General features: G+C 64.2%; 24 protein-coding genes. 12 read left to right on the forward strand and 12 right to left on the reverse strand.

Features of this window, described 5'->3' with window-relative positions; translation table 11 throughout:
* Position 1: 1 nt before the first annotated feature.
* The 4 genes from BSY17_RS06900 to BSY17_RS06915 all read right to left on the reverse strand — a co-directional run bounded on the left by BSY17_RS06900 (position 2) and on the right by BSY17_RS06915 (position 4,265).
* Positions 2–805 carry a peptidyl-prolyl cis-trans isomerase gene (locus BSY17_RS06900; RefSeq protein WP_069064946.1) on the reverse strand — a complete coding sequence of 268 codons (804 nt, stop codon included), beginning with the start codon at positions 803–805 and terminating at the stop codon, positions 2–4.
* A gap of 178 nt (positions 806–983) precedes the next feature.
* Positions 984–3,167 (reverse strand): xanthine dehydrogenase family protein molybdopterin-binding subunit, encoded by a 2,184-nt coding sequence (locus BSY17_RS06905; protein ID WP_069064947.1) that lies wholly within the window; start codon positions 3,165–3,167, stop codon positions 984–986.
* A complete protein-coding gene (locus tag BSY17_RS06910) occupies positions 3,164–3,616 on the reverse strand; it encodes a (2Fe-2S)-binding protein (RefSeq protein WP_069064948.1) in 453 nt (150 codons plus the stop codon). The genes BSY17_RS06905 and BSY17_RS06910 overlap by 4 nt, the downstream gene beginning before the upstream one ends.
* 61 nt (positions 3,617–3,677) lie before the next feature.
* Positions 3,678–4,265 carry a hypothetical protein gene (locus tag BSY17_RS06915; RefSeq protein ID WP_069064949.1) on the reverse strand — a complete coding sequence of 196 codons (588 nt, stop codon included), beginning with the start codon at positions 4,263–4,265 and terminating at the stop codon, positions 3,678–3,680.
* A 293-nt stretch (positions 4,266–4,558) separates the two neighbouring features.
* On the opposite strand from BSY17_RS06915, the gene BSY17_RS06920 reads away from it, so the two are divergent.
* From BSY17_RS06920 to BSY17_RS06965, 10 genes are all read left to right on the forward strand, one after another.
* Positions 4,559–6,055, forward strand: coding sequence for an agmatinase family protein (locus BSY17_RS06920; protein ID WP_069064950.1), 1,497 nt, complete (start codon positions 4,559–4,561; stop codon positions 6,053–6,055).
* Between the two features lie 169 nt (positions 6,056–6,224).
* On the forward strand, positions 6,225–7,073 hold the full coding sequence (locus BSY17_RS06925; protein ID WP_237236450.1) for an urease accessory protein UreD: 849 nt from the start codon (positions 6,225–6,227) through the stop codon (positions 7,071–7,073).
* Positions 7,074–7,077: 4 nt separating this feature from the next.
* Positions 7,078–7,380, forward strand: coding sequence for an urease subunit gamma (locus BSY17_RS06930; RefSeq protein WP_043154324.1), 303 nt, complete (start codon positions 7,078–7,080; stop codon positions 7,378–7,380).
* Between the two features lie 187 nt (positions 7,381–7,567).
* Entirely contained in the window at positions 7,568–7,873 is a 306-nt protein-coding gene (locus BSY17_RS06935) for an urease subunit beta (RefSeq protein WP_069064951.1), read from the forward strand.
* 97 nt (positions 7,874–7,970) lie between these two features.
* Positions 7,971–9,683: an urease subunit alpha gene (gene ureC, locus BSY17_RS06940; RefSeq protein ID WP_069064952.1), complete on the forward strand. Its 1,713-nt coding sequence runs from the start codon at positions 7,971–7,973 to the stop codon at positions 9,681–9,683.
* A 205-nt stretch (positions 9,684–9,888) separates the two neighbouring features.
* Positions 9,889–10,407: an urease accessory protein UreE gene (locus BSY17_RS06945; protein WP_069064953.1), complete on the forward strand. Its 519-nt coding sequence runs from the start codon at positions 9,889–9,891 to the stop codon at positions 10,405–10,407.
* Complete coding sequence (locus BSY17_RS06950) at positions 10,358–11,077, forward strand: urease accessory protein UreF (protein WP_237236451.1); 720 nt, start codon at positions 10,358–10,360, stop codon at positions 11,075–11,077. The genes BSY17_RS06945 and BSY17_RS06950 overlap by 50 nt, the downstream gene beginning before the upstream one ends.
* Positions 11,074–11,727, forward strand: coding sequence for an urease accessory protein UreG (gene ureG / locus BSY17_RS06955; protein ID WP_069064954.1), 654 nt, complete (start codon positions 11,074–11,076; stop codon positions 11,725–11,727). The genes BSY17_RS06950 and ureG overlap by 4 nt, the downstream gene beginning before the upstream one ends.
* Complete coding sequence (locus BSY17_RS06960) at positions 11,727–15,086, forward strand: hybrid sensor histidine kinase/response regulator (RefSeq protein WP_069064955.1); 3,360 nt, start codon at positions 11,727–11,729, stop codon at positions 15,084–15,086. The genes ureG and BSY17_RS06960 overlap by 1 nt, the downstream gene beginning before the upstream one ends.
* The gene (locus BSY17_RS06965) at positions 15,083–16,006 is read left to right on the forward strand and encodes a response regulator transcription factor (protein WP_069064956.1); all 924 of its coding nucleotides are present in this window, start codon (positions 15,083–15,085) and stop codon (positions 16,004–16,006) included. The genes BSY17_RS06960 and BSY17_RS06965 overlap by 4 nt, the downstream gene beginning before the upstream one ends.
* Before the next feature lie 103 nt (positions 16,007–16,109).
* On the opposite strand, the gene BSY17_RS06970 is transcribed toward BSY17_RS06965, so the two are convergent.
* The 5 genes from BSY17_RS06970 to BSY17_RS21865 all read right to left on the reverse strand — a co-directional run bounded on the left by BSY17_RS06970 (position 16,110) and on the right by BSY17_RS21865 (position 19,190).
* The gene (locus BSY17_RS06970; RefSeq protein ID WP_069064957.1) at positions 16,110–17,099 is read right to left on the reverse strand and encodes a threonine ammonia-lyase; all 990 of its coding nucleotides are present in this window, start codon (positions 17,097–17,099) and stop codon (positions 16,110–16,112) included.
* Positions 17,100–17,134: 35 nt separating this feature from the next.
* Complete coding sequence (locus BSY17_RS06975) at positions 17,135–17,533, reverse strand: response regulator (protein WP_069064958.1); 399 nt, start codon at positions 17,531–17,533, stop codon at positions 17,135–17,137.
* A gap of 35 nt (positions 17,534–17,568) precedes the next feature.
* Positions 17,569–17,997, reverse strand: a complete 429-nt coding sequence (locus BSY17_RS06980) for a hypothetical protein (protein WP_083217071.1) — start codon at positions 17,995–17,997, stop codon at positions 17,569–17,571.
* Positions 17,998–18,047: 50 nt separating this feature from the next.
* Positions 18,048–18,395: a hypothetical protein gene (locus tag BSY17_RS06985; RefSeq protein ID WP_037474804.1), complete on the reverse strand. Its 348-nt coding sequence runs from the start codon at positions 18,393–18,395 to the stop codon at positions 18,048–18,050.
* A 78-nt stretch (positions 18,396–18,473) separates the two neighbouring features.
* The gene (locus BSY17_RS21865) at positions 18,474–19,190 is read right to left on the reverse strand and encodes a helix-turn-helix transcriptional regulator (protein WP_237236453.1); all 717 of its coding nucleotides are present in this window, start codon (positions 19,188–19,190) and stop codon (positions 18,474–18,476) included.
* 157 nt (positions 19,191–19,347) lie between these two features.
* On the opposite strand from BSY17_RS21865, the gene BSY17_RS06995 reads away from it, so the two are divergent.
* Positions 19,348–19,974: a glutathione S-transferase family protein gene (locus BSY17_RS06995; protein ID WP_069064960.1), complete on the forward strand. Its 627-nt coding sequence runs from the start codon at positions 19,348–19,350 to the stop codon at positions 19,972–19,974.
* 114 nt (positions 19,975–20,088) lie between these two features.
* On the opposite strand, the gene BSY17_RS07000 is transcribed toward BSY17_RS06995, so the two are convergent.
* The gene (locus tag BSY17_RS07000; RefSeq protein ID WP_037474800.1) at positions 20,089–20,838 is read right to left on the reverse strand and encodes a Bax inhibitor-1/YccA family protein; all 750 of its coding nucleotides are present in this window, start codon (positions 20,836–20,838) and stop codon (positions 20,089–20,091) included.
* 139 nt (positions 20,839–20,977) lie between these two features.
* Here BSY17_RS07000 and thpR point away from each other — a divergent pair, with 139 nt between their 5' ends.
* A complete protein-coding gene (gene thpR, locus BSY17_RS07005; RefSeq protein ID WP_069064961.1) occupies positions 20,978–21,535 on the forward strand; it encodes an RNA 2',3'-cyclic phosphodiesterase in 558 nt (185 codons plus the stop codon).
* A 33-nt stretch (positions 21,536–21,568) separates the two neighbouring features.
* On the opposite strand, the gene BSY17_RS07010 is transcribed toward thpR, so the two are convergent.
* A complete protein-coding gene (locus BSY17_RS07010) occupies positions 21,569–22,111 on the reverse strand; it encodes a superoxide dismutase family protein (RefSeq protein WP_069064962.1) in 543 nt (180 codons plus the stop codon).
* Between the two features lie 291 nt (positions 22,112–22,402).
* Complete coding sequence (locus BSY17_RS07015) at positions 22,403–22,762, reverse strand: hypothetical protein (RefSeq protein WP_150125743.1); 360 nt, start codon at positions 22,760–22,762, stop codon at positions 22,403–22,405.
* Positions 22,763–22,934 lie beyond the last annotated feature (172 nt).

A 22,934-nucleotide genomic window follows, 5' to 3' on the forward strand; every position in this document is an offset into this window, starting at 1 on the left:
CCTATTGCTCCACCCGCACGCGATAGCCATCCTCCAGCTTCTGCACTTCCTTCTCGACCAGCGCGCCGCTCTGCTCGGCCAGGAAATCCTGCTTCACCTGATCGCGCACTGCGGGATAGGCGAGCATCGCGGCTGGTCCACGATCGCGCACCCGCGCGAAATGCCAGCCGCGCGTGGATTGCAGCGGGCCGATCCACTGGCTCGTCGGCGTCTTGTTCAGCGTATCGAGGAAAGGCTGGCCGAACATGCCGCGCAGCATCGACACGCCATAATTGGGCAGATCATGCCCCATCCAGAAATCATCCCCCTTCACGGTGCCGCCCGCTTGCAACTGCGCCAGCAAGGCGGGGGCATCAGCCGGCCTCTGTTCAAAGAAGACATGGTCCACCGACAGGCGCGGTTCGGCCCGGTACAGGTCGCGATGCGCCGCATAATAGCCCATCAACTGGTCCTCGCTCGGCTCGGCTGGCGCGCCCGCGATCATGAAGCGCACCCGGTCGATCAGCCGCTGCTTGGTAGTTTTGTCGGTCATGTGCATGCCCCGCTCCACCGCTTCACGGAAAAGCAATTCGTCGGCGACATAATCATGGATCAGCTTGGCGCGCGCCTCCGCATCCGGCTTCTTGCCCGCCATCATCTCATAATCGTCGGACAGGCTTTTCTGGACCGACAAAGGCACGTCGATCGTCTCGCGCCGCGCGGTCACCGCCCAGTACAGCGCGAAGATGACGCCCGACACCGCCAGGAACAGGATGAACGGGTCGCGGGCAAAAAGCCCCCGCAGCGAAGCAGACAGACGGCGCATCAGCGCAAGACCCTTTCACTAGGCACCACCGGGTTATGGCAACCCCAGCCTATCCCCCCTCTACGTCAAATGACGCATGGGCCGACATCGCGGCCAGTCGCCCTTCCTCAGCCAAATACCGAAGTTCACACCGTCGCAGGGCCAGTTTGGCGCGCTTCCTGGAGGACACGCTTTGATGTCAGGCGAGCATCTCCGCCGTCACCGGCAGGCTGCGTATCCGCTTCCCCGTCGCGGCGTGGATGGCGTTGACCAGCGCGGGAATGACCGGGGGCAAAGCCGGTTCGCCAAGGCCAGTCGGCGGATAGTCGGTCTTCACGAATTCGACGATGATGGTGGGGGTGTCGGGGATGCGCTGGAGCGGGTGGGTGTCGAAATTGCCCTGCTCGACCGCGCCTGCAACCTGCGTGATCGCCTGCCCGGCGAGCGCCTGCCCCAACCCCTCGATCACCGATCCCTGCACCTGATGCAGCGCATTGATCGGGTTGATGATCTGGCTACCCACATCGCCCGCGACCCAGACGGTCTTCACCTTAGGCACGCCATCGGCGACGTCCACGTCCAGCACCTCGGCGAAATAGCCCATGTGACTGTAATAGAAAGCAAAGCCGAGGCCCCGCCCCTGGGGCAGCGCCTTGCGGCCGGACCAGTTGGCCATCGCCACCACCTTCTCGATCACGCCCTTGGCGCGCGCGGTGAAGAAGGGCGGCTGGTTGGTGCCGCGCGACATTTCCTTGGGATCGGCGAGCAAGTCTAGCATAAGGCCAGGCAAATCCTTGCCCGCCGCAACCGCAACCTCGTCCATGAAGGCCTGCGTCACGAAACCCAGCGCATTGGAGCCGGGCGCGCGCAGCCAGCCGGTCGGCATGTTGGTCGGCAGGAAACTCTGTTCCAGCAGCACATGGTCGATCAGCCCGACAGGAAGTTCATGCGCGGGCAGATCGCCGCCACGGACCGCCTTGCCATCCTTGCCAAAGGTCACGAAATGGTCGTGAAACGCGGTGAGTTTGCCACCCTTGTCCAGCGCCGCGCGAAATCCATGCCAGCCCGCGGGACGATAGAAATCGCGGCGCATATCGTCTTCACGGCTGTAGAGCAGCTTGACCGGCACGCCCGGCAACTGCGCGGCGATCATCGCGACCTGCACCATATAGTCGTTCATCAACCGCCGCCCGAAGCCGCCGCCGATGCGCGAGAAATTGATGCGGATTTTCTCCGGCGGCAGGTTCAGCGCCTTGGCCACCAGCCCGCGCCCATTTTCCGGGTTCTGCGTCGGCGCCCAGATTTCGATCGCCCCATCCTTGAACAAAGCCGTGCAATTTTGCGGCTCCAGCGTCGCATGGGCGAGGAAGGGGTAGCTATAGTCTGCGCTGACAACTTTCGCCGCCGACGCGAAAGCCGCATCCACGTCGCCCGTCCGCGTGATGTCGGTATCGGCCTTCGCCTTCCCCCGCGCCACGGCCTGCGTGGCATAGCTTTCGGTCGAGAAGCCAGCGACAGCGCTGCTATCCCATTCGACCTTCAACGTCTCGCGCGCCTTGTTTGCGCTCCACCAGCTGGTCGACAGGATCGCCACGCCATCATAGCCCGATTCCGCCGTGCCATCGCCCTTCATCGGCAGCACATGGGCGATGCCTGGCAGCGCCTTGACCGCGTCCAGATTGGCCGACTTGAACGTGCCGCCAAAGGCCGGGCAGGTTTCCAGCACCGCATACAACATGCCGGGCAGCTTGAAATCGATCCCGAACAAGGGCTTGCCCGCGACGATCGCGGGGGTATCGACCCCGACAACCGACTGGCCGATGATGCGGAAGCTGGCGGGGTCTTTCAGTTTGAGCGTCGCCGGATCAGGCGCAGGCAGCTTCGCCGCCGCTGCCGCCAGCGCGGCATAGGCCACCGACTTGCCCGATTTGGGATCGGTCACCTTGCCGCTGCCGGTCGTCAGCGTCTCCGCGCCAACGCCCCATTGCGCCGCGGCCGCCGCAACCAGCATCGCCCGCGCCGCCGCGCCGGCCTGGCGCGTGGGAACCCATTCGCGCGGCGTGGTGCGACTGCCGCCTGCGCTCTGGCCACCGAAGATCGCAGCGTCGGCATGGGTCTGTTCGACCGTGACCTGCGCCCAATCGACGTCCAGTTCCTCGGCGATCATCATCGGCAACATCGTCTTGGCACCCTGGCCGATCTCGGCATTTTTCGCGCCGATGATGACGCGATTGTCGGGCAGGATGCGGATGAAGGCATTGAGCACGACCGGGCTTCCGTCTGCTGCCTGCGCCATCGGCACATGCAGGTCGAACAACAAGCCGCCGCCTGTCAGCAGCGAGGCGGAGATGAAACCCCGGCGGGAGAGGATCGCGGCGCTCATGCCGCCGCTGCCTTGATCGCGGCGCGGATGCGGACATAGGTGGAGCAGCGGCACAGATTGCCCATCATCGCCGCATCGATCTCCTCGTCGCTCGGCTTGGGCGTCTGGCTGAGCAGCGCGGTCGCGCTCATGATCTGCCCCGCCTGGCAATAGCCGCATTGCGGCACGTCCTGCGCGATCCAGCTATCGGCGATGCGCTTGCCCACTGCGCTTTTCGCTATGCCTTCAATCGTAGTGATCTTGGCCCCCTGCACGTCGCCCAACGGCGTCTGGCATGATCGCACGGCATTGCCATCGACATGGACGGTGCAGGCGCCGCACAGCCCTGCCCCGCACCCGAACTTGGTTCCCACCATGTCCAGATCCTCGCGCAGCACCCATAGCAGCGGCTTGGCGGGGTCGCCCGCCACCTGCCGCGCTACGCCATTCACCGTCAGACTGATCGCCATGCCGTCATTCCCTCTCATGCCCCGCCCAAGATGCCCGATCGCCGCGCCCTGTCCAGCCGGTTCATGACGCCAGCGCCACAATTTTTGCGTCCGCATCCTGCCCAGCAGCCGCGTCAGCCTGCCCATGCGCCAACAAGGCTTCGAGTTGCGCACGCCCTTCGATCGCCCCGCGCGCCAACAGCCGCCCGCCTGCGTCGATCAACGCGGCGCTGGGCCGGGTGCCGATGCGGAAATCCGCGCCCACCTGCGCATTGAGGATGATGTCGGTGTCGCGGATGCGATGCTGGCGCAGCATGTCGGCATAGTCCTCCGCCCGCCCTTCGCCCAGGAACAGCAGCCGCAACTGCGTGCGGTTCGTCAGCGCCAGCGCGTCGCGCACGGCGGAGCGGCTGGCGGCGCAGCCGGGCGCGATGAACAGCAGCAATTGCGCGCGCCCATCCGCGCTAGGCCCACCGATGGTCAGCATATCGCCCGCCAGCGTCGGCGCGCTCACCACGGGCGCAGCGCGGCCAGGCACGGCCACCACGGCGCGGGGCGCAACCGCCCCGGCCCCCTCCTGCATCGCGCGCACTTGCCGCGACAGGGCAACCACCGCCACCACCAGCAGGATGACGACCATCCACAACAGGAACAGCGACGCGATCAACATAGGGCGGCGCTACCGGAACCACCAAAGCGCCTCGATAGGGCGTTTGACGTAGGGCCGCGCATCAGCCCGCTGCTATCGTCCTGGCCGGGATTGCTCGCAGGAGTCCCGACCACGTAGGCAGACGATAATCGCCGCTCCCATGGCCGCTGCCAAGACCCGGACCTTGCACGCAAGGTCCGGGTCTTTTGCCCCCAGGTCTTTTGCTCAGCCGCTACGTCAATCACCCCATTTGCCAGACGCGCACCCCTGCCCTAGCCTGCCGGGCGGAATGGACCAGGGTTCGGGGGAATGAAATGACGATGAAACGCATGGCGCTTGGCGCATTGCTGATGGCGACGGTGATCTCCTCGGCGGCGGTGATCGCGCAGTCCGACAAGCCCGCCATTCCCCCCGCGCTGGAAGCCAAGATCAAGGATCTGCCCAAGGCCAAGCGCGAGTTCCTGACATCCGATCCGGCCGAAATGTTCGCCGGTTCCTACGACAAATTGTTCGAGCGGCTGGCGACCAAAAGCCCGCAGGAAATCGACGCCTATATCGAAGCGATGATGGACGCGGTCGAGGCGTCGAAATTCAATGCCAAGACGGACATGGCGGCGATCCCGCTCGATACCGACAATGAGAATTTCAACGGCTGGAAACTGCGCCGCCCGTCCGGCCTTGATCCCAAGCGCGAAGCCGGGCCGTTTGAACTGAGCTATTACGCCAACGGACGCGGCGGCGGCGTCTATGGCGGCGGCATCGCCACCTTCGCCGGCGCACCCGTCGCGATCTTCCCCGAAGATCTGGTCGCGGGCAAAGTGGACGTCGCGATCGTCGGCGCGCCGCTCGACATGGGATCGGGCTATCGCGGCGCAAAGGGTGGCCCGTCGGCCATGCGGACCCAATATGGCGCAGGCGGCATCGACATGTACACGATGGTCGATCCGTCCAAGGAATTGAAGATCGTCGATTATGGCGACATCGCCATCGACAATATGTCGACCGAACGCACCGTCGCCCATGTCCGCGAGCGCGTCGCCGAGATCGCGCGCACCGGCGCGCTGCCCTTCATCGTCGGCGGCGACCATAGCCTCGAATATAGCGATGTCGCTGGGCTGGCCGATGTCCATGGCAAGGGCAGCTTTGGCGTCGTCCATTTCGATTCGCATTATGATGCGGGCAAGGGCGGCGTGCATTTCATCACCCATGGCGCGCCCGTCTATCGCGCGGTCAAGGAAGGCCATGTCCTGGGCAAAAATTATATCCAGGTCGGGCTGCGCGGTCCCTGGCCCGAAAAGGAAGGTTTCGAATGGATGCGCGACAATGGCGTGCGCTACCATGCGATGCCGGAGATCGAGAAAAATGGCTGGGCCGCGACGATGGAGCGCGCGCTCAAGGAAGCGCGCGAAAGCGGCAAGAAGATCTTCATCTCGTTCGACGTGGATGTGCTGGACCCGGCCTTCATCCCCGGCACCGGCACGCCCGTCCCCGGCGGCCTGACGATGCGCGAGGCGATCCCGATCGTGCGGCGGCTTTGCGCAGAAAATGAACTGGTCGGCTTCGAAATCGTCGAACTCGCCCCCGTGCTGGACCCCACCTATCGCAGCGCGCTCAACGCCAATTTCATCATGCACGCCTGCCTGACCGGCGTGGCAATGCGCAAGAAGGGCATCCGGCAGACGGGCTTCCTGTCCGACCTGACGACCGAACACGGCCAGCCCTTCTACGGCGAAAAGGCCGCCAAGGACGGCAAGACCGAAAAGGTCGATCCCCGCTACGGCCGCGGCGGCGCGCGGCGTCCGACCACTTAAAAATCCTCCCCTGGCAGGGGAGGTGGCTGGCCGCAGGCCAGACGGAGGGGTGTCACCCTGTCGATAGGGCGACACCCCTAGCCTTAGAGCGGAAGATCAATGGCCTAGCCATTACCCATACGTCATATACCCCATGTCCCGACCACCCGCGCCTGATCAGATGGTGTCCATGACTGTGCAACGCGCCATCACCGTGCCTCCCAAATCCCGGCACCAGCGCGTCGATGGCCGCGCCATGGTGGCGTTCGGGCCGCGTGGCATCCGCGACATGATGCAGGTCGCACCCGCGCGGCTGCTGTTCCCCGAAGGTCGCGATGGCGACTTCCCCCTTGCCGTCACCGTCACCACCTGCGGCGGGCTGACCGGCGGGGATCGGCTGGCGCTCGACATCATCGTCGATCCGGGCGTGTGCGCGACCATCGTGCCGCAGGCCGCCGAAAAGCTCTACCGCGCGCTGGACGAGGATGAACCCACCCGCATCGACACGAGCATCGCCATCGGCGCGGGCGCGACCTGCGAATGGCTGGCGCAGGAAGCGATCTTGTTCGACCGCAGCCGGATGCGCCGCACGCTGAGCGCCGACATGGCCCCTGATGCTCGAATGCTGGCGATGGAAATGCTGGTGCTGGGGCGCGGCGCAATGGGCGAAACCTATCAAAGCGGCCTGATCCACGATAGCTGGCGCATCCGGCGTGGCGGGCGGCTGGTCTGGGCCGACGCGCTCCATATCGAGGGCGACTTCGCGACGGCGGGCCGTGCGCCCTTCGGCTTTGGCGATGCCAGCGCGGTCGCGACGCTCGTCTATGCCGGGCCGGACGCCGCCGACTATCTCGACCTCGCCCGCACGCTGGTCGAAGCGCCCACCGGCGGCGCGACCAGCTTCGATGAATTGCTGATCCTGCGCCTCACCCGCAACGATCCCCACGCGCTACGCAAGGATGTGATGCGCGCAGCGGGCGTGCTGCGCGCCGCGATATTCGGCCTATCGCCCTCCATGCCCACCATCTGCTATTGCTGATCCCATGAACCTGACAGGACGCGAAAAAGACAAGCTGCTGGTCGCGATGGCCGCCATGGTCGCGCGCAATAGACTGGCGCGCGGCGTCAAGCTCAACCATCCCGAAGCGATCGCGCTGATCACCGACCATGTGGTCGAAGGCGCACGCGACGGCCAGTCGGTCGCCGCCCTGATGGCCAGCGGCGGCCACGTCCTGACCCGCGATCAGGTCATGGAGGGCATAGCCGAGATGATCCACGACATTCAGGTCGAAGCGACGTTCCCCGACGGCACGAAACTCGTCACCGTGCATCGGCCGATCCGATGAACGGCCTGACGCCCCTCCCCACCCCGTTCGCCCTGAGCCTGTCGAAGGGCAAGGCTGAGCCTGTCGAAGCCCCTTCACTGCGTTCAGGGGAGGGCTTCGACTTCGCCTCCGGCGAAGTTTATCCTGAGCGCCTGCTGCAAGCAGGCAGTCGAAGGGCTCAGCCCGAACGGTTGCGGGGGTGGACCCCATGATCCCCGGCGAAATCCTCCCCATCCCCGGCGACATCGTCCTGAATGAAGGACGCACCCCGATCACCCTCACCATCGCCAATAGCGGCGACCGGCCGATCCAGGTCGGCAGCCATTATCATTTCGCCGAAACCAACCCCGCCTTGCTGTTCGACCGCGACACCGCGCACGGCTATCGCCTCGACATCCCGTCGGGCACCGCCGTCCGCTTCGAACCCGGCCAAAGCCGCGACGTGCAACTCATCCCCTATGCAGGCGACCGCATCGTCATCGGTTTCCGCGGCGATGTGATGGGGGAATTGTGATGGTCTGCATCACATCAGCCGTTCGTTTCGAGCGAAGTCGAGAAACGCTCGCACACCCGCTTCTCGACTTCGCTCGAAACGAACGGAAGGTCGCCCCATGCCCATAACCATGTCCCGCCGCGCCTATGCCGGCATGTTTGGCCCCACCGTCGGCGACCGCGTGCGCCTTGGCGACTCCTCCCTCCTCATCCGGGTGGAGGAGGATCGCACCGTCTATGGCGAGGAAGTGAAGTTCGGCGGCGGCAAGGTGATCCGCGACGGCATGGGCCAAAGCCAGATGTCGCGCGCCGACGGCGCGCCCGACACGGTCATCACCAACGCGCTGATCCTCGACCATTGGGGGATCATAAAGGCGGACGTCTCCATCCGCGATGGGTACATCGCCGCCATCGGCAAGGCGGGCAACCCCGACGTGCAGCCCGGCGTCACCATCCCCATCGGCCCCGGCACCGAAATCATCGCGGGCGAAGGGCGCATCCTGACCGCAGGCGGCATAGACGCGCACATCCACTTCATCTGCCCGCAACAGGTGGACGAAGCGCTCAACGCGGGCATCACCACGATGTTGGGCGGTGGTACCGGCCCGGCGCACGGCACGCTGGCGACCACCTGCACGCCGGGCAGTTGGCATATCGGCCGGATGCTGCAAGCATTGGAAACCATGCCGATGAATTTCGGCCTGATGGGCAAGGGCAATGCCAGCCAGCCCGCCGCGCTGGTCGAAATGATCCGTGCGGGGGCCTGTGGCCTCAAACTGCACGAAGATTGGGGCACCACGCCCGCCGCGATCGACTGCTGCCTATCGGTCGCGGACGACTATGACATTCAGGTCGCGATCCACACCGACACGCTCAACGAAGCCGGCTTCGTCGAAAGCACGATAGGCGCGTTTGCGGGCCGCACCATCCACGCCTTCCATACAGAGGGCGCAGGCGGTGGCCATGCGCCCGACATCATCAAGCTGGCGGGCTTGCCCAATGTCCTCCCCTCCTCCACCAACCCGACCCGGCCCTACACCATCAACACGATCGAGGAACATCTCGACATGCTGATGGTCTGCCACCATCTTGACCCGCGCATCGCCGAGGACGTGGCCTTCGCCGACAGCCGCATCCGCAAGGAAACCATCGCGGCGGAGGATATCCTCCACGACCTTGGCGCTTTCTCGATGATGTCGTCGGACAGCCAGGCGATGGGCCGGGTGGGCGAAACCATCATCCGCTGCTGGCAGACCGCCGACAAGATGAAGCAGCAGCGCGGCAGCCTTGGCACCGACGACGCCGACAGCGACAATTTCCGCGCCAAACGCTATATCGCCAAATATACGATCAACCCCGCCATCGCCCACGGCATAAGCCATATCGTCGGATCGATCGCGGTCGGCAAACTCGCCGATCTCGTCCTCTGGTCCCCCGCCTTCTTCGCGGTCAAGCCCGACATGGTGATCAAAGGCGGCAGCATCGCCGTCGCGCCGATGGGTGACCCCAATGCCAGCATCCCCACGCCCCAGCCGGTCCACTACCGCCCGATGTTCGGCGCCATGGGCCGCGCGGGCGCGCTGTCGGCGGTGCATTTCGTGTCGGCGGCGGGGATTGCGGACGGCATCGCCGAACGCCTGCAACTGGCGCGGCCTCTGGAGGCAGTGCGCAACACGCGCGGCGGCATCGGCAAGGCCTCGATGATCCTCAACGACGCCATGCCGCATATCGAGGTCGATCCCGAAACCTACGAAGTGAGGGCGGATGGGGAATTGCTCACCTGCGAACCAGCCAGCGTCCTGCCGTTCGCGCAACGATATTTCCTGTTTTGATGAGCGCGACGCTACCCAATTCCTCCCCGGCACGGGGAGGGAGTTGGATGGAGTCACGCGCCTCCATCCAACCGCGAAGCGGTGGTGGAGGGGGTGCGCAGCATAGCGCGTCCCTGCCAAATTTGTACCCCGCTGACCGCCCCCTCCACCAGCCTGCGGCTGGTCCCCCTCCCCGTACCGGGGAGGAACGAGAAAGCCATACATCATGCTGACCGCCCACGAAGTCCTCCCCCACGGCCACTGGTCCGGCCCCGCCGCCGACCATATCACGCTCGACTATGACGCGCGCCACCGCCGCCGCTGGGTCTACACCGCCGACCATGGCACGCTGTTCCTGCTCGACCTCGCCCGCGCGACGGTGCTGGGCCATGGCGATGCGCTGCAACTGTCGGACGGCCGCCTGGTCGAAGTCCTCGCCGCGCCCGAAGCACTGGTCGAAGCCACTGCAACGGACCCGTCCGCAATGATCCGCCTCGCCTGGCATATCGGCAACCGGCATCTGCCCGCCGAACTGCACCCCCACGCCATCCGCCTGCGCGACGATCATGTCATCAACGCCATGCTCGAAGGGCTGGGCGCGACCGTGACCAAGATCAACGCCCCCTTCACCCCCGAAGGCGGCGCCTATTCGGGCGGCGGCCATCACCATCACGGCCATGATCATGATCACGATCATGACCACCACCACGGTCATTCCCACGATCACCACGACCATGCTGGCTGACGCCGCCCTCCACCGCCTGCTCGCCTGGACCTCGCCTTCCTATCCGGTGGGCAGCTTCACCTACAGCCACGGCCTGGAAACAGCGGTCGAGGATGGTCGCATCACCACCGCCGCCCATGTCACCGCCTATGTCGAGGCGGTGCTGGCACGCGGCGGCGGCTGGATCGACGCCGTGCTGTTCGTCCACGCCTACCGCGCGGCCGATGACGCCGCCGCGTTCGATGCCCTCTCGGCACTCGCCGCCGCCTTTCGCGGCAGCAGCGAAACCGCGCTCGAAAGCCGCCAGCAGGCCGGCTCCTTCCTCTCGGTAACGCGCAAGGCCTGGCCTCACCCCGCGCTCGACGCCTTCGCCGCGCGCAACGGCGATCACCCCATGGCCCATGCCACCGTCATGGCGCTCGCCTGCGCCGTCCACGCCATCCCGCTCGAACCCGCGCTGCACGGCTGGCTCCACGCCACCGCCGCCAACCTGGTTTCGGCGGGCGTCCGGCTCGTGCCGCTGGGCCAGACCGATGGCCAGCTCGCGCTTGCCGCGCTATCCCACGCCATTCCTGCCATTGCAGAAAAGGCGCTCGTCACCCCGCTCGAAGACCTCGGCACCGCCGCGCCCCACCTCGAACTCGCCTCCCTGTCCCATGAAACCCTCTACACAAGGTTGTTCCGCTCATGACTCCGGTTTCTCTTGGTCACAACGGTCCCCTGCGCGTCGGCATTGGCGGCCCGGTCGGCTCCGGCAAGACCGCGTTGACCGACCGGCTGTGCAAGGCGATGCGCGACCATTACAACATCGCCGCCATCACCAACGACATCTACACCCGCGAAGATGCGGAGTTTCTCACCCGCTCCGGCGCGCTGGTGCCGGAACGCATCATGGGCGTCGAAACCGGCGGCTGCCCGCACACCGCCATTCGCGAGGATGCCAGCATCAATCTCGCCGCCGTCGACACGATGCACCGCAAATTCCCCGGCCTCGAACTCATCTTCATCGAAAGCGGCGGCGACAATCTGGCCGCCACCTTCTCGCCGGAACTGGCCGACATCACCATCTATGTCATAGACGTGTCGGCGGGCGACAAGATCCCGCGCAAGGGCGGCCCCGGCATCACCCGCTCGGACCTCCTCCTCATCAACAAGATCGACCTTGCCCCGCTGGTCGGCGCGGACCTGGGCGTCATGGACCGGGACGCAAAGAAAATGCGCGGGCAGCGCCCCTTCCTCTTCACCAACCTCAAAGACAATATCGGCCTGCCCGCCGTCATCGATTTCATCGTCGCCACCGGCGGCCTGCGCCCTTATCCCGCAGACGCCGCCGCCCTCTGATGGACCGCGCCGCCTATGTCCTGCGCGAAAAGCGACTCTACAATAAGTGGGTCGCCAGCCAGACATTGGAGGATTACGCCCTGCGCTACACCGCCGACAGCGCCCGGCGCTGGTCGGCAGGGCAGGTCGCCAACACCGCGATCGGCGCGACCGCCTTCCTCGCCTGCGAAGCGATCGGCGCGTCCATCACCCTGACCTACGGCTTCGCCAACAGCGTTGCCGCCATCGCCGCCGCCGTCGCGCTGATGTTCGTCATCGGCCTGCCAATCGCCTATCATGCCGCCAAGCACGGCCTGGACATCGACCTGCTGACCCGCGGCGCAGGCTTCGGCTATCTCGGCTCGACCCTGACTTCGCTCATCTATGCCAGCTTCACCTTCCTGCTCTTCTCGGTCGAAGCGACAATCATGGCGGTCGCGCTCACTGCCATGACCGGCATGCCGATGAGCGTCGCCTATCTGGTCAGCGCGCTCGTCGTCATCCCCATCGCCCTCTACGGCATGAGCGCCATCACCCGCTTCCAGATCGCGACCCAGGGCATCTGGATCGTGCTGCAAGTCGCCCCGATTATCTATATCCTCTGGTCCGGCCCTTCCGCACTGGCGGAATGGTCGCGCTTCACCGGCCAGCTTGGCGCACCCGATGGCAGCGTCAGCCTGCTCTATTTCGGCTTCGCCCTCTCCACGCTCCTCTCGCTCCTGCCCCAGATCGGCGAACAGGCGGATTATCTCCGCTTCCTGCCCAGCGCCAAGAAGATCGGCAAAGGCAAATGGTGGGCCGCCATGCTCGCGGGCGGCCCCGGCTGGACGCTGATCGGCGGCATGAAGCTGCTGCTCGGCTCCTGGCTGGCCCATTATCTGATCGGCGGCGCAGCCTCGGCCAGCGATGCCGCCAATCCAACGGCGATGTTCCAGACCATCTTCACCGCCATGTCGGGCCATGCTGGCCTGTCGCTGCTACTGACCGGCCTGTTCGTCATCATCTGCCAGCTCAAGATCAACGTCACCAACGCCTATGCCGGCTCCATCGCCTGGTCCAATTTCTTCGCCCGCCTGACCCACAGCCACCCTGGCCGCGTCGTCTGGCTGATCTTCAACGTCCTGCTTGCGCTGCTGCTGATGGAAGTCGGCATCTTCGACGCGATCGAGGCGATCCTGATCCTCTACGCCACCGTCGCGGCGGGCTGGATCGGTGCGCTCGCGGCCGACCTCATGATCTCCAAGCCGCTCGGCCTGTCCCCTGCGGGCATCGAATTCAAGCGCGCCCATCTCTATGACATCAACCCTGTCGGCATAGGCGCAATGCTGCTGTCCATCCTCGTATCGGGCAGCGCGCATCTGGGCCTGCTGGGACAATTGGCGCAGGCCTTCGCGCCGGTCATCGGCATGGCCGTCGCCTTCACCGCCGCGCCGGTGATCGCCCTCCTCACCCATGGCCGCTACTATATCGCCCGTCGCTCGCACTGGGCCGAGGGGGCGGAAACCAAGAGCTGCATCATCTGCGAAAATGCCTTTCAGCCCGTTGATATGGCGCATTGCCCCCTATATGCCGCGCCGATCTGCTCGCTCTGCTGCACGCTGGAGGCGCGCTGCCATGACCGCTGCAAATCCGACAGCCGCGCCACGCAGCAGGCCGCGCGCTGGCTCGAACGGCTGCTCCCCCAACGCATAGCCCGCTACGTCCATACGCCGGTCGGCCATTTCATCGCCGTCATGGCGGCCATCACCATCGCCAATGCCGCCTTGCTGGGCGGCATCAACTGGCAGATCGGCCGCCGGATGCCGGACATTGCGGCGGAGATGTCCAGCCTGATGCTCGGCCTCTTCCTCCTCTTCTCGCTCATCGGCGGCGTCATCGCCTGGATGATCGTCCTCGCCCATCAAAGCCGCCGCACCGCGATGCAGGAAAGCGAGCATCATGTGCAAAAGCTGATGGAAGAGGTGATCGCCCATGACGTCACCGGCGCGGAACTGCAAAAGGCGAAGGAAGCCGCCGAATCCGCCAATGCCGCCAAGAGCCGCTATCTCGTCAGCGTCAGCCACGAAATCCGCTCGCCGCTCAACAGCATCTACGGCTATGCGCAATTGATGGAGCGCGGCCACGACATCGCGCCCGTCGAAGCCGCCAAGATCATCCGCCGCAGCGCCGAACATCTGACCAATCTGGTCGAAGGGCTGCTCGACATTTCGCAGGTCGAAAGCGGCGTCCTGCGCATCAGCAGCGAAACCGTCCGCCTTGCCCCCTTCGTCGACCAGATCGCCAATATGTTCCGCCCGCAGGCCCAGTCCAAGGGCATCGAATTTCTGTTCGAACGGCCCGAAAAGCTGCCCGATTTCGTCCGCACCGACCAGAAGCGCCTGCGCCAGATCCTCATCAACCTGCTCTCCAACGCGATCAAATTCACCCGCACCGGCTCTGTCACCTTCCGCGTCGCCTATCGCAGCCAGATGGCGACCTTCGACATCATCGACACCGGCCTTGGCATCGCGCCCGACGACTTGAAGCGCGTGTTCGACCCCTTCGAGCGCGGCAGCAATCCCGACGCGCAGCGGCAAAAGGGCATCGGCCTTGGCCTCTCCATCACCCAGGCGCTGGTCCAGATATTGGGCGGCGACCTCTCGGTCGTCAGCGAAGCCGGCAAAGGCACGCAATTCACCGTCCGCCTGATGCTCGGCCATGTCGCCAACCCGATCGAGGACGCGCCCCCGGTGGACCGGATTTCCGGCTATGTTGGCGACCGGCGCAAAGTGCTGTTGATCGATGATGACCCATCACAGGTCGCGGTGCTGCGCGGCCTGCTCGAACCGCTCGACTTCACCGTGATGGAAGCGCTCAGCGGTCGCGCAGGCCTCGACATCGCCGCGCGCGACGCGCCCGACATCGTGCTGCTCGACATCTCCATGCCCGGCGAATCCGGCTGGGACATCAGCCGGGCGCTACGCGAAACGCTGGGCGGCAAGGTGCGGATCATCATGGTGTCGGCCAACGCCCATGAATATCATCGCGGCGGCGACGGCCGCGCCGCGCACGACATGTTCCTGATGAAACCCGTCGATCTCGACGCGCTGCTAGACGCAATCGCCGATCAGCTGCATATCCGCTGGACCGGCGACGCACCGCCACTCGAAACCCCCGCGCCCGACGACCTCCTCCTGCCCGATCTGCCGGAGGATGCGCTGCCGATCCTGGCCGATATCGAGCAAAAGGCGATCATCGGCCATGTGCGCGGCATCGAATCGAGCATCCGCGCGCTGGAGCAAGCCGTGCCGCAGGCGCAGCCGCTCGCCGCCCGGATGCTCGCCCATCTCGACCGTTTCGACCTCAAGGGGCTGATAAAAATCATAAGGGCCGTAAAATGACCACCCCGACGCCGCGTTCCGACACCGTCCTCGTCGTGGACGACACGCCCGAATCCCTGCGCTTCCTCACCGACACGCTGGAGGCGGCGAATATCTCCGTCCTCATCGCCACCAGCGGCGAAGCGGCGCTCGAACTGCTCGACCATGTCGTCCCCGACCTCATCCTGATGGACGCGGTGATGCCCGGCCTCGACGGCTTCGAAACAACTCGCGCGATCAAACAATTGCCCCAGGGCGCGCCGGTGCCGATCATCTTCATGACCGGCCTCACCGAAAGCGAGCATGTCGTCCATGCGCTCGAAGCGGGCGGCGTCGATTATGTCCGCAAGCCCATCGTGGTCGAGGAACTGCTCGCCCGCGTCCGCGTCCATATGGCCAATGCGCGCCAGACCCAGGGCGGCCATTATGCGCTCGACGCCACCGGCCGCAATCTCATCGCCGTTGGCGCGGACGGCGCGCTCTCCTGGCGCACGCCGGGGGCCGACAAGCTCATGGAAGCGCTCGAACCCGCTTGGTCGCGCACCGACACCGCGCTGCCCGCCATGCTCCGCGCGCCCGTCGCCCGCCTGCTCCCCGACGATCTGCCATCGGGCACCACGGTCAAGACCGAAAGCCCCGGCGGCGACACCGTCGAACTCATCATCGTCGGCCGCCCCCGCCGCGACGAAGTGCTGATCCGCCTCAACCATCTCGACCCGCTCGCCGACATCGCCCGACTGCAAAGCCATTTCGGCCTCACCCAGCGCGAAGCCGAAGTGCTGCTCTGGATCAGCTATGGCAAACCCAACCGCGTCATCAGCGAGATATTGGTCATCAGCCCGCGCACCGTGAACAAGCATCTGGAACAGATTTTCGAGAAACTCGGCGTCGAAACCCGCGCCGCCGCCGCCGCCTTCGCCGTCCGCGTCATCGCCCACTGACGCAATAGCCCTCAAACCCCGTTCGTTTCGAGCGAAGTCGAGAAACGCCCGCGCAAACATTTCTCGACTTCGCTCGAAACGAACGGATCAAAACGCGCGCGCCTCAATCCGTCCCAGTCAATATCGCCGCATAATCCACCGGATCGACATTGCTCCCCGACAACACCACCACGCTGACCCCGTCGGTCGGCGGCGCAAGCCCGTGCATCATCGCCGCCAGCGCCACCGCCCCGCCCGGCTCGACCACCAGCTTGAGCGTGGAAAAGGCAAAGCGCATCGCGTCCCGCACCTGCCGGTCAGTCACCACCAGCCCGCCCGTAACCAGCGCCTTGTTGATCGGGAAGGTCATCGCGCCCGGCATCGGTGCCTGTAGCGCATCGCAGATCGACCGCGCATCCGCCGCCACCGCCTCGCGCACCCCGCTGCGCAGCGAGCGAGCGGTATCATCGAAGCCCACCGGTTCGACCGTATAGATGGCGGCGTCGGGCACTTGCGCCTTCACCGCCGTCGCGATCCCCGCCGTCAGCCCGCCGCCGCCGCAACAGACCAGCACCTGCCCCAGCGTCGCATCCCGTTCCTTGACCTGCTCGACAATCTCCAGCCCGACCGTCCCCTGCCCCGCGATAATGAACGGATCGTCGAACGAGGGCACCAGCGTTGCCCCCCGTTGCTCTGCCAGCGCGGTCGCGATCGCCTCCCGGCTCTCGCGCAGCCGGTCATAGGTCACGACCTCCGCCCCCAGCGCGCGCGTATTGGCCAGCTTGATCGCGGGCGCATCGGCGGGCATCACGATGGTCGCCGCGATGCCGAGCAATTGCGCGGCATCGGCGACGCCCTGCGCATGATTGCCCGAAGACCAGGCGACCACGCCCGCCGCCCGCTCCGCCGCACTCAGCCGCGCCAGCCGGTTATAGGCCCCACGAAATTTGAACGATCCGGTCCGCTGCGCACCCTCGAACTTGAGCAGCACCCGCCCGCCGCACAGAGCATTGAGCCGGTCATTCTCGATCAGCGGGGTGCGGACGGCCGCCGCCGCGATGATCCAGGCGGCGTCGGAAATGTCGGCGGGGGTGATGGCAAGCGGGTCGGTCATGCCGCATCCTAGCGCCATGATCGACCCGCACGCAATCAGTGCATCGCGCTCCAGCGATCGGCCATCAGGCGAATGTCGATCGCCAGCGACAGCGGATTGAACGGCTTGCTCAACACCCCGGCGGGGTCGAGCGCGCGCATTTCCTCTTCCGCCTCATGGCCCGAACTGTCGGTCAGGAAAATGACCGGCATGTCCGCAAAGGCGGGATCGCGGCGCAACCGCCGCAATAATTCCGGCCCGCTCATGTCCGGCAAACGATAATCCAGCATGAGAATGTCCGGTCGCGCATGCTGCGCCAGGCACAGGTCGATCGCCGCCGCGCCGCTCGGCACGCTGCGGATGGTCATGCCGGTATCCAGCAGCGTCGCCATCTCGACCACCAGCCGCATGTCGCTGTCATTATCGACATGCAATATTCGATAGCTTTGGCTCATCGCCACGGACTTTCCAGATAGGGGATGCAGCCGCGTCATGCCGCGATCATCCTGCCGCGCCGCCGCCGGAACCAGCGGTCGAGGACGATCCCGCGCAGCATGAACAACTGCATCGGTATCGCCCACAAGCTATGCAGCCCCTGATAGACCTTCGGCGTCAGTTCGGGCTGCACCAGCGTCGTCACATGGATCGCCACCGCCAGAAACTGGCAGGCGGTCGACCAGAGCGGCCAATATTCGTCGCTCCGCAAACTCAGCCATAAAAAGGCGACCAGACACGCCGCATCCACCTGTAACAGCGAATAGGACGTGATCTGCCAGTCGCGCTCGACATAGGTAACGAGCGCGATGGCCACCGTCTTGAACAGGACGATGGCCGCACCCGCCCGCCCGGTCGTGCCGCCCTTCGCCGCTGCATAAATGCAGCAGCAAAGAGTCATGATCCAATAGGTCAGAAGCAGCATGGCCGTGGGGTCACCTCATGGTCACAGGCACCGCATCATTGCGGATCGGGTTAGGCAACCTCACGCAGCTGCGCTTCCTCGACGAAGGGCAGCGGACAGATCGGGCCGATCGAGCAGCCAATCTCCACCTTGCGCAGATTGGACTCCATTTTCATCTCGATCAGCTTCTGATGCGCGCTGACGAACGCGCCACGCCCGGCGACGATGGTCGAAAAGCCGTTGGCGATATCTTCCAGCACCGGCTGCGTCATCGCGTCGTTCAACTGCGCGTCGCTGAACGCTTCCAGCACGTCGGTCGTCAGCATCGACAGCTTCTTGAGCGCCCCATCGATCGCATTATGCGTGCGGCCGATATCGGTCACGACACGGCGGGCGAGCATCGGATTATAATCAGGCATGGCATATCCCCTCGCGGAACCGCATGGCTCCACGTTGCTAGGTTGAAAAGATGGAAAGGTCAGGCGGCGTCGTCAGGGTCAGGACAGGACGACGAACGCACCCTTGCTGATGATGATGATCGCCGTCGCGGTGATCATCAGGAAAAAGGCAATCCGGGCTATCGCATATAGCCTCTGCTGAACGGTCAGGTCATTCGTCTTGCCTCCAATGGGCGGCAGGCCGATCCGTTCGACTAACGTCACTGGCTCGGCAGCCGGTAGGTCCACAATGGAGGAATCCTGCGGGTCATCAAGGCGGGACGGCTTTAATTCAAATTGTTTGAACGGCTGCGCGCTCTCCGCATCCATCAGGATACGGGCCGCATCGCGCCGATTTTCCGCGCCCAGCGTGACGCGGGCGCGGTGGATATATTGATCGACCGTCTGGTGCGACAGGCCGACTTCAGGCGCGATTTCCTTGGAGCTGCGTCCGCTCGCGGCGAGGCGCAGGCATTGCTTCTGCACGTCGGACAGCTTGGCGATCCGATCTTCCAACATGCGTCTCCCCTGCATCTGCTGCGACGGTACGGGCCGGGCCTGGATCATAAAGGAATACCATGAAGCATGAGCAATATCGCAACTTATTAACGCGCAGCCCTTTCCTATCTCTGAATCGCGCCAGGAAAAATCGGAAAATTCGGACATATTTCGCATGACCCGTTCCCCGACTGGGCATCGTTGCGAAATGTGGATCGCACACGAGTCATCGTCATTCCCGCGAAGGCGGGAAACGAAGTTCGGCGTCAGCCAACCCATCTCCCAACCTTCGGTCTTTCGATAGGGCCTGAGATGGATCCCCGCCTTCGCGGGGATGACGAAAAACCTATAGATCCTGAACGGCGCAACGATCCCCCGACTGGTTCCGCCGCCGCTCTTGCCGCATAGTCGTCGCCGCCCATCAGGAGTCGATCCCATGACCAGCCTCACTTTCTACACCAACCCCATGTCGCGCGGGCAGATCGCCCGCTGGATGCTGGAGGAAACCGGCGTCGCTTATGACACGGTCATTCTCGACTATGGCACGACCATGAAGGCACCCGACTATCTCGCCATCAACCCGATGGGCAAGGTGCCCGCAATTCGCCATGGCGATACCATCGTCACCGAATGCGCCGCTATCTGCGCCTATCTCGCCGACGCTTTCCCGGCCGCCAATCTCGCTCCGCCCACCGATGCCCGCGGCACTTATTATCGCTGGCTCTTCTTCGCCGCCGGGCCGCTCGAATCCGCCATCACCAACAAGGCGATGGGCTTCGTCGTCCCCGAAGGCCGCGAGCGCGCGGCTGGCTATGGCACGCTCGACGACGTGCTGCAGGCTTTGGAACAAGCAGTTTCCGTGCCCCAATGGATCTGCGGCGACCAATTCACCGCCGCTGACGTCTATGTGGGGTCGCAGGTCGATTGGGGTCTCGCCTTCGGCACCATGCCCGCGACACCCGCGCTGACCGCCTATGCCGACCGCCTGCGCACCCGCCCCGCCTATCAACGGCAAAAGGCGATCGACAACGCCCTCATCGCCGAAATGCAGAAGCCAGCCTAATCGATCCCGTTCGTGTCGAGCGAAGTCGAGACACGCTGTTGCGCGAAGGCCCAAAACGAAAAGGCCCGGCGTATCGCTCCGCCGGGCCTTTTTCTATTCTCTCACCGCAATCGATCAGTCGCGGCTGCCGCCCATGAAGCGCAGCAGGAACAGGAACATGTTGATGAAGTCGAGATAGAGGTTCAGCGCCCCCATGATGACCGTCTTGCCCATCATGTCCGTGCCCTGGACATAGGCATACATGCTCTTGATCTTCTGCGTGTCATAGGCCGTCAGACCCGCGAACAGCAGCACGCCGACGCCGCTGATGACCAAATCCATCACGCTCGACTGGAGGAACAGGTTGATCAGCATCGCGACGAACAGCCCGACCACACCCATGATCAGGAAAGTGCCGAATGCCGACAGATCCTTCTTGGTGGTGTAGCCGAACAGGCTCAGGCCCGCGAAAGCGGCGGCGGTCGCAAAGAAGGTCTGCGCGATCGACGTGCCGGTATAGACCAGGAAGATCGACGAGAGCGACAGGCCCATCACCGCGGCATAGGCCCAGAAAAGCCCCTGCGCAGCCGCCGTCGACAGCTTGTTGATGCCAAAGCTCAGCACCATCACGAAAACCAACGGCGCGAACATGATGACATATTTCAGGATGCCGGGACCGCCCAGCACCTGCGCGGCCATGCCGCTCGACGCAAACAGCATCGCGACGACGCCGGTCAGCAAGACGCCGCTCGCCATATAATTATACACCGACAGCATATAGCTGCGCAGTCCGGCGTCGAACGCCGCGCTACGGTCAGCGGTCGCGCCGCCAAAGCCCGCCATATTCGAACGGGTGTCGGAACGGGGGTCGGACCAGTTGGCCATGAAATTCGTCTCCTTTGTCGGTCATCCAATGCCGACACCTCTATTATCGCCCTTTTGCCCGGCATATTCAAGTCCGGGGTGCAGCAGCATTCTTACGTTACAATTGGCGCGGGCGTTCGCTAAACGCTATCACGGCCCCATGCATCGCCTGTTCGTCGCCGTCCGCCCTCCTGCCAGCCATCGTGCCGCGCTGCTCGCCATCATGGCGGACGTAGCCGGTGCCCGGTGGCAAAGCGATGCCCAACTCCATCTCACCCTGCGCTTCGTCGGCGAAGTGGATCGTCATCGCGCCAACGACCTTGTCGATGCGCTCCGCCTGATCCGCTTTACGCCCTTCGACGTCGCTGTCGCGGGGGTCGGCCTCTTCGATCGCAAGGGCGTGGTCGACACCCTGTGGGCCGGGGTCGAACCGCGCGATCCCCTCGCCAGCCTGCACCGCAAGATCGACCGCGCCTGCGTCGCCATCGGCTTGCCGCCCGAAGGCCGCGCTTATCGGCCGCATATCACGCTGGCGCGCTTTGGCCGGGGCGGCGGTCTGCTCGACCCGTTCCTCGCCCGCCACGCTGCCTTGACCAGCCCGCCCTTTGTAGTCGACAGCTTTGCCCTGTTCGAAAGCCATCTCGGCCATGACGGGGCCAGCTATCACGCGATCGCCCGTTTCGGCGCCCATGTCGGCGAAGGCGATTTCCAAGATTGAAGCGCGGCAGGCCAGGCCCGCCGCGCCACAGCATCACTTGGCGGCGATAACCCCGCAGGCGATGCGCCCGCCCGCATTACCGGCCGGATCGCTCTTATTATCGTCCGCCTGCGCATGAATCACGACCGCCGCGCCATCGGCATCCATCAACGGCATCGCCCCACCGCTGATCATGCCGCCCGCAACATGATATTCGATCTCGCCCGTGCCGTCCGGTCCGGCCAGCATATTGGGCATGTCGCCCATATGCATACCCGCCGGATTATCCTTGCCATGCTGGCGATTGGTCGGGTTCCAGTGGCCGCCCGCGCTGGTGAAATCGGGGCCGGTGCAGGTGCCCGTTGTGTGGATATGGACAGCATGCGTGCCGGGCGTCAGGCCCATCGCCTTGACCACGACATGCAGCCCATCGGCCGCCTGCGTGATCATCGCCTCACCCCGCGCGCTACCATCGCCCGCCATCAGCTTGGTCCCCGCCATCGGCGCGGCCGTGGATGCGGCATCAGGCGTAGTAGTTGCGCAAGCGCCAACGACCAGAGCTAAAGGCAGGGCGGCAAGAAATGGCGCAAAATGCATGGCAGACTCCTAGGGATATGGATTATCGAGCAACGCGACAGGATGGCTTTTGTTGCGGATCGACTCCCGTTTGTCATCACGGAACCGAAATAATAGCGGAATGGTGGGACTGCGGGAGGAAATACCGCATCACTGACGAGCGCAGAGCCTGCCGTCCCACTGGACGCCGCTCAGCGAACAGGGCGGTCGATGCGAACCTGATTATATGGAGCGGTGCTACCTCACCATTAGGCAAGGTGCGAGACCGCCACTTCCTAATGGTCCTTTCGCGGCGATGGGCGGATGACCAGTCTAGCGGCTCACGTCCAGGGCTTTTTGCATCCAGCGGAAAGCTAGATAACAAACACCGATGTCTATGATCCCAATCGGAAAGAGAATGCCTCCCGAATAAAGGCTATCGCGAGGCGCGACTAGAATCAAAGCAATATGAACCAGAGCAACAGCCGAAACAAATATCGTGATCGTATTTCTGCTTGCCATTCCAACGATTGATTTACCAACGAACGTAGTTACGAAAAAACCCAAAAAAACTACCTTGCCCTTATCAGGTAGGATCGTTTCGTTGAAGGACACGGCTACGACCAAACTCGCAGCCATACATACTAATGACCATGCTAATGAAACAGGCTTAGGATCACTAATCTCGATCACTTACTTCCCCTAAAGCAATCCCTGCCCGCAATCATATAATATATGTCATATGGACAGACAGCATAGTGGAAGCATGTGTGCTGCACTAGAAAGTTTCCTGCAATACTCTTACATCTTTCGCCAACAAAGAAAAAGGAGCTGGTCTTGCGACCAGCCCCTCATCCATTCTCCA

It is taken from the genome of Sphingobium sp. RAC03, from assembly GCF_001713415.1.
In the GTDB taxonomy this organism is placed as follows: domain Bacteria; phylum Pseudomonadota; class Alphaproteobacteria; order Sphingomonadales; family Sphingomonadaceae; genus Sphingobium.

Bases quoted from the DNA above. Each gene is read 5' to 3' on its own strand.
- ureC (WP_069064952.1), top strand. From the start codon at position 7,971: ATGCCCATAACCATGTCCCGCCGCGCCTATGCCGGCATGTTTGGCCCC.
- BSY17_RS06915 (WP_069064949.1), bottom strand. From the start codon at position 4,265: ATGTTGATCGCGTCGCTGTTCCTGTTGTGGATGGTCGTCATCCTGCTG.
- BSY17_RS06905 (WP_069064947.1), bottom strand. From the start codon at position 3,167: ATGAGCGCCGCGATCCTCTCCCGCCGGGGTTTCATCTCCGCCTCGCTG.
- BSY17_RS06925 (WP_237236450.1), top strand. From the start codon at position 6,225: ATGACTGTGCAACGCGCCATCACCGTGCCTCCCAAATCCCGGCACCAG.
- BSY17_RS06995 (WP_069064960.1), top strand. From the start codon at position 19,348: ATGACCAGCCTCACTTTCTACACCAACCCCATGTCGCGCGGGCAGATC.
- BSY17_RS06945 (WP_069064953.1), top strand. From the start codon at position 9,889: ATGCTGACCGCCCACGAAGTCCTCCCCCACGGCCACTGGTCCGGCCCC.
- BSY17_RS07010 (WP_069064962.1), bottom strand. From the start codon at position 22,111: ATGCATTTTGCGCCATTTCTTGCCGCCCTGCCTTTAGCTCTGGTCGTT.
- BSY17_RS06970 (WP_069064957.1), bottom strand. From the start codon at position 17,099: ATGACCGACCCGCTTGCCATCACCCCCGCCGACATTTCCGACGCCGCC.
- BSY17_RS06900 (WP_069064946.1), bottom strand. From the start codon at position 805: ATGCGCCGTCTGTCTGCTTCGCTGCGGGGGCTTTTTGCCCGCGACCCG.
- ureG (WP_069064954.1), top strand. From the start codon at position 11,074: ATGACTCCGGTTTCTCTTGGTCACAACGGTCCCCTGCGCGTCGGCATT.
- BSY17_RS06975 (WP_069064958.1), bottom strand. From the start codon at position 17,533: ATGAGCCAAAGCTATCGAATATTGCATGTCGATAATGACAGCGACATG.
- BSY17_RS06980 (WP_083217071.1), bottom strand. From the start codon at position 17,997: ATGCTGCTTCTGACCTATTGGATCATGACTCTTTGCTGCTGCATTTAT.
- BSY17_RS06935 (WP_069064951.1), top strand. From the start codon at position 7,568: ATGATCCCCGGCGAAATCCTCCCCATCCCCGGCGACATCGTCCTGAAT.
- BSY17_RS06910 (WP_069064948.1), bottom strand. From the start codon at position 3,616: ATGGCGATCAGTCTGACGGTGAATGGCGTAGCGCGGCAGGTGGCGGGC.
- BSY17_RS06920 (WP_069064950.1), top strand. From the start codon at position 4,559: ATGACGATGAAACGCATGGCGCTTGGCGCATTGCTGATGGCGACGGTG.
- BSY17_RS06950 (WP_237236451.1), top strand. From the start codon at position 10,358: ATGACCACCACCACGGTCATTCCCACGATCACCACGACCATGCTGGCT.
- BSY17_RS07000 (WP_037474800.1), bottom strand. From the start codon at position 20,838: ATGGCCAACTGGTCCGACCCCCGTTCCGACACCCGTTCGAATATGGCG.
- BSY17_RS06985 (WP_037474804.1), bottom strand. From the start codon at position 18,395: ATGCCTGATTATAATCCGATGCTCGCCCGCCGTGTCGTGACCGATATC.
- BSY17_RS21865 (WP_237236453.1), bottom strand. From the start codon at position 19,190: ATGGGTTGGCTGACGCCGAACTTCGTTTCCCGCCTTCGCGGGAATGAC.
- BSY17_RS06960 (WP_069064955.1), top strand. From the start codon at position 11,727: ATGGACCGCGCCGCCTATGTCCTGCGCGAAAAGCGACTCTACAATAAG.
- BSY17_RS06965 (WP_069064956.1), top strand. From the start codon at position 15,083: ATGACCACCCCGACGCCGCGTTCCGACACCGTCCTCGTCGTGGACGAC.
- thpR (WP_069064961.1), top strand. From the start codon at position 20,978: ATGCATCGCCTGTTCGTCGCCGTCCGCCCTCCTGCCAGCCATCGTGCC.
- BSY17_RS06930 (WP_043154324.1), top strand. From the start codon at position 7,078: ATGAACCTGACAGGACGCGAAAAAGACAAGCTGCTGGTCGCGATGGCC.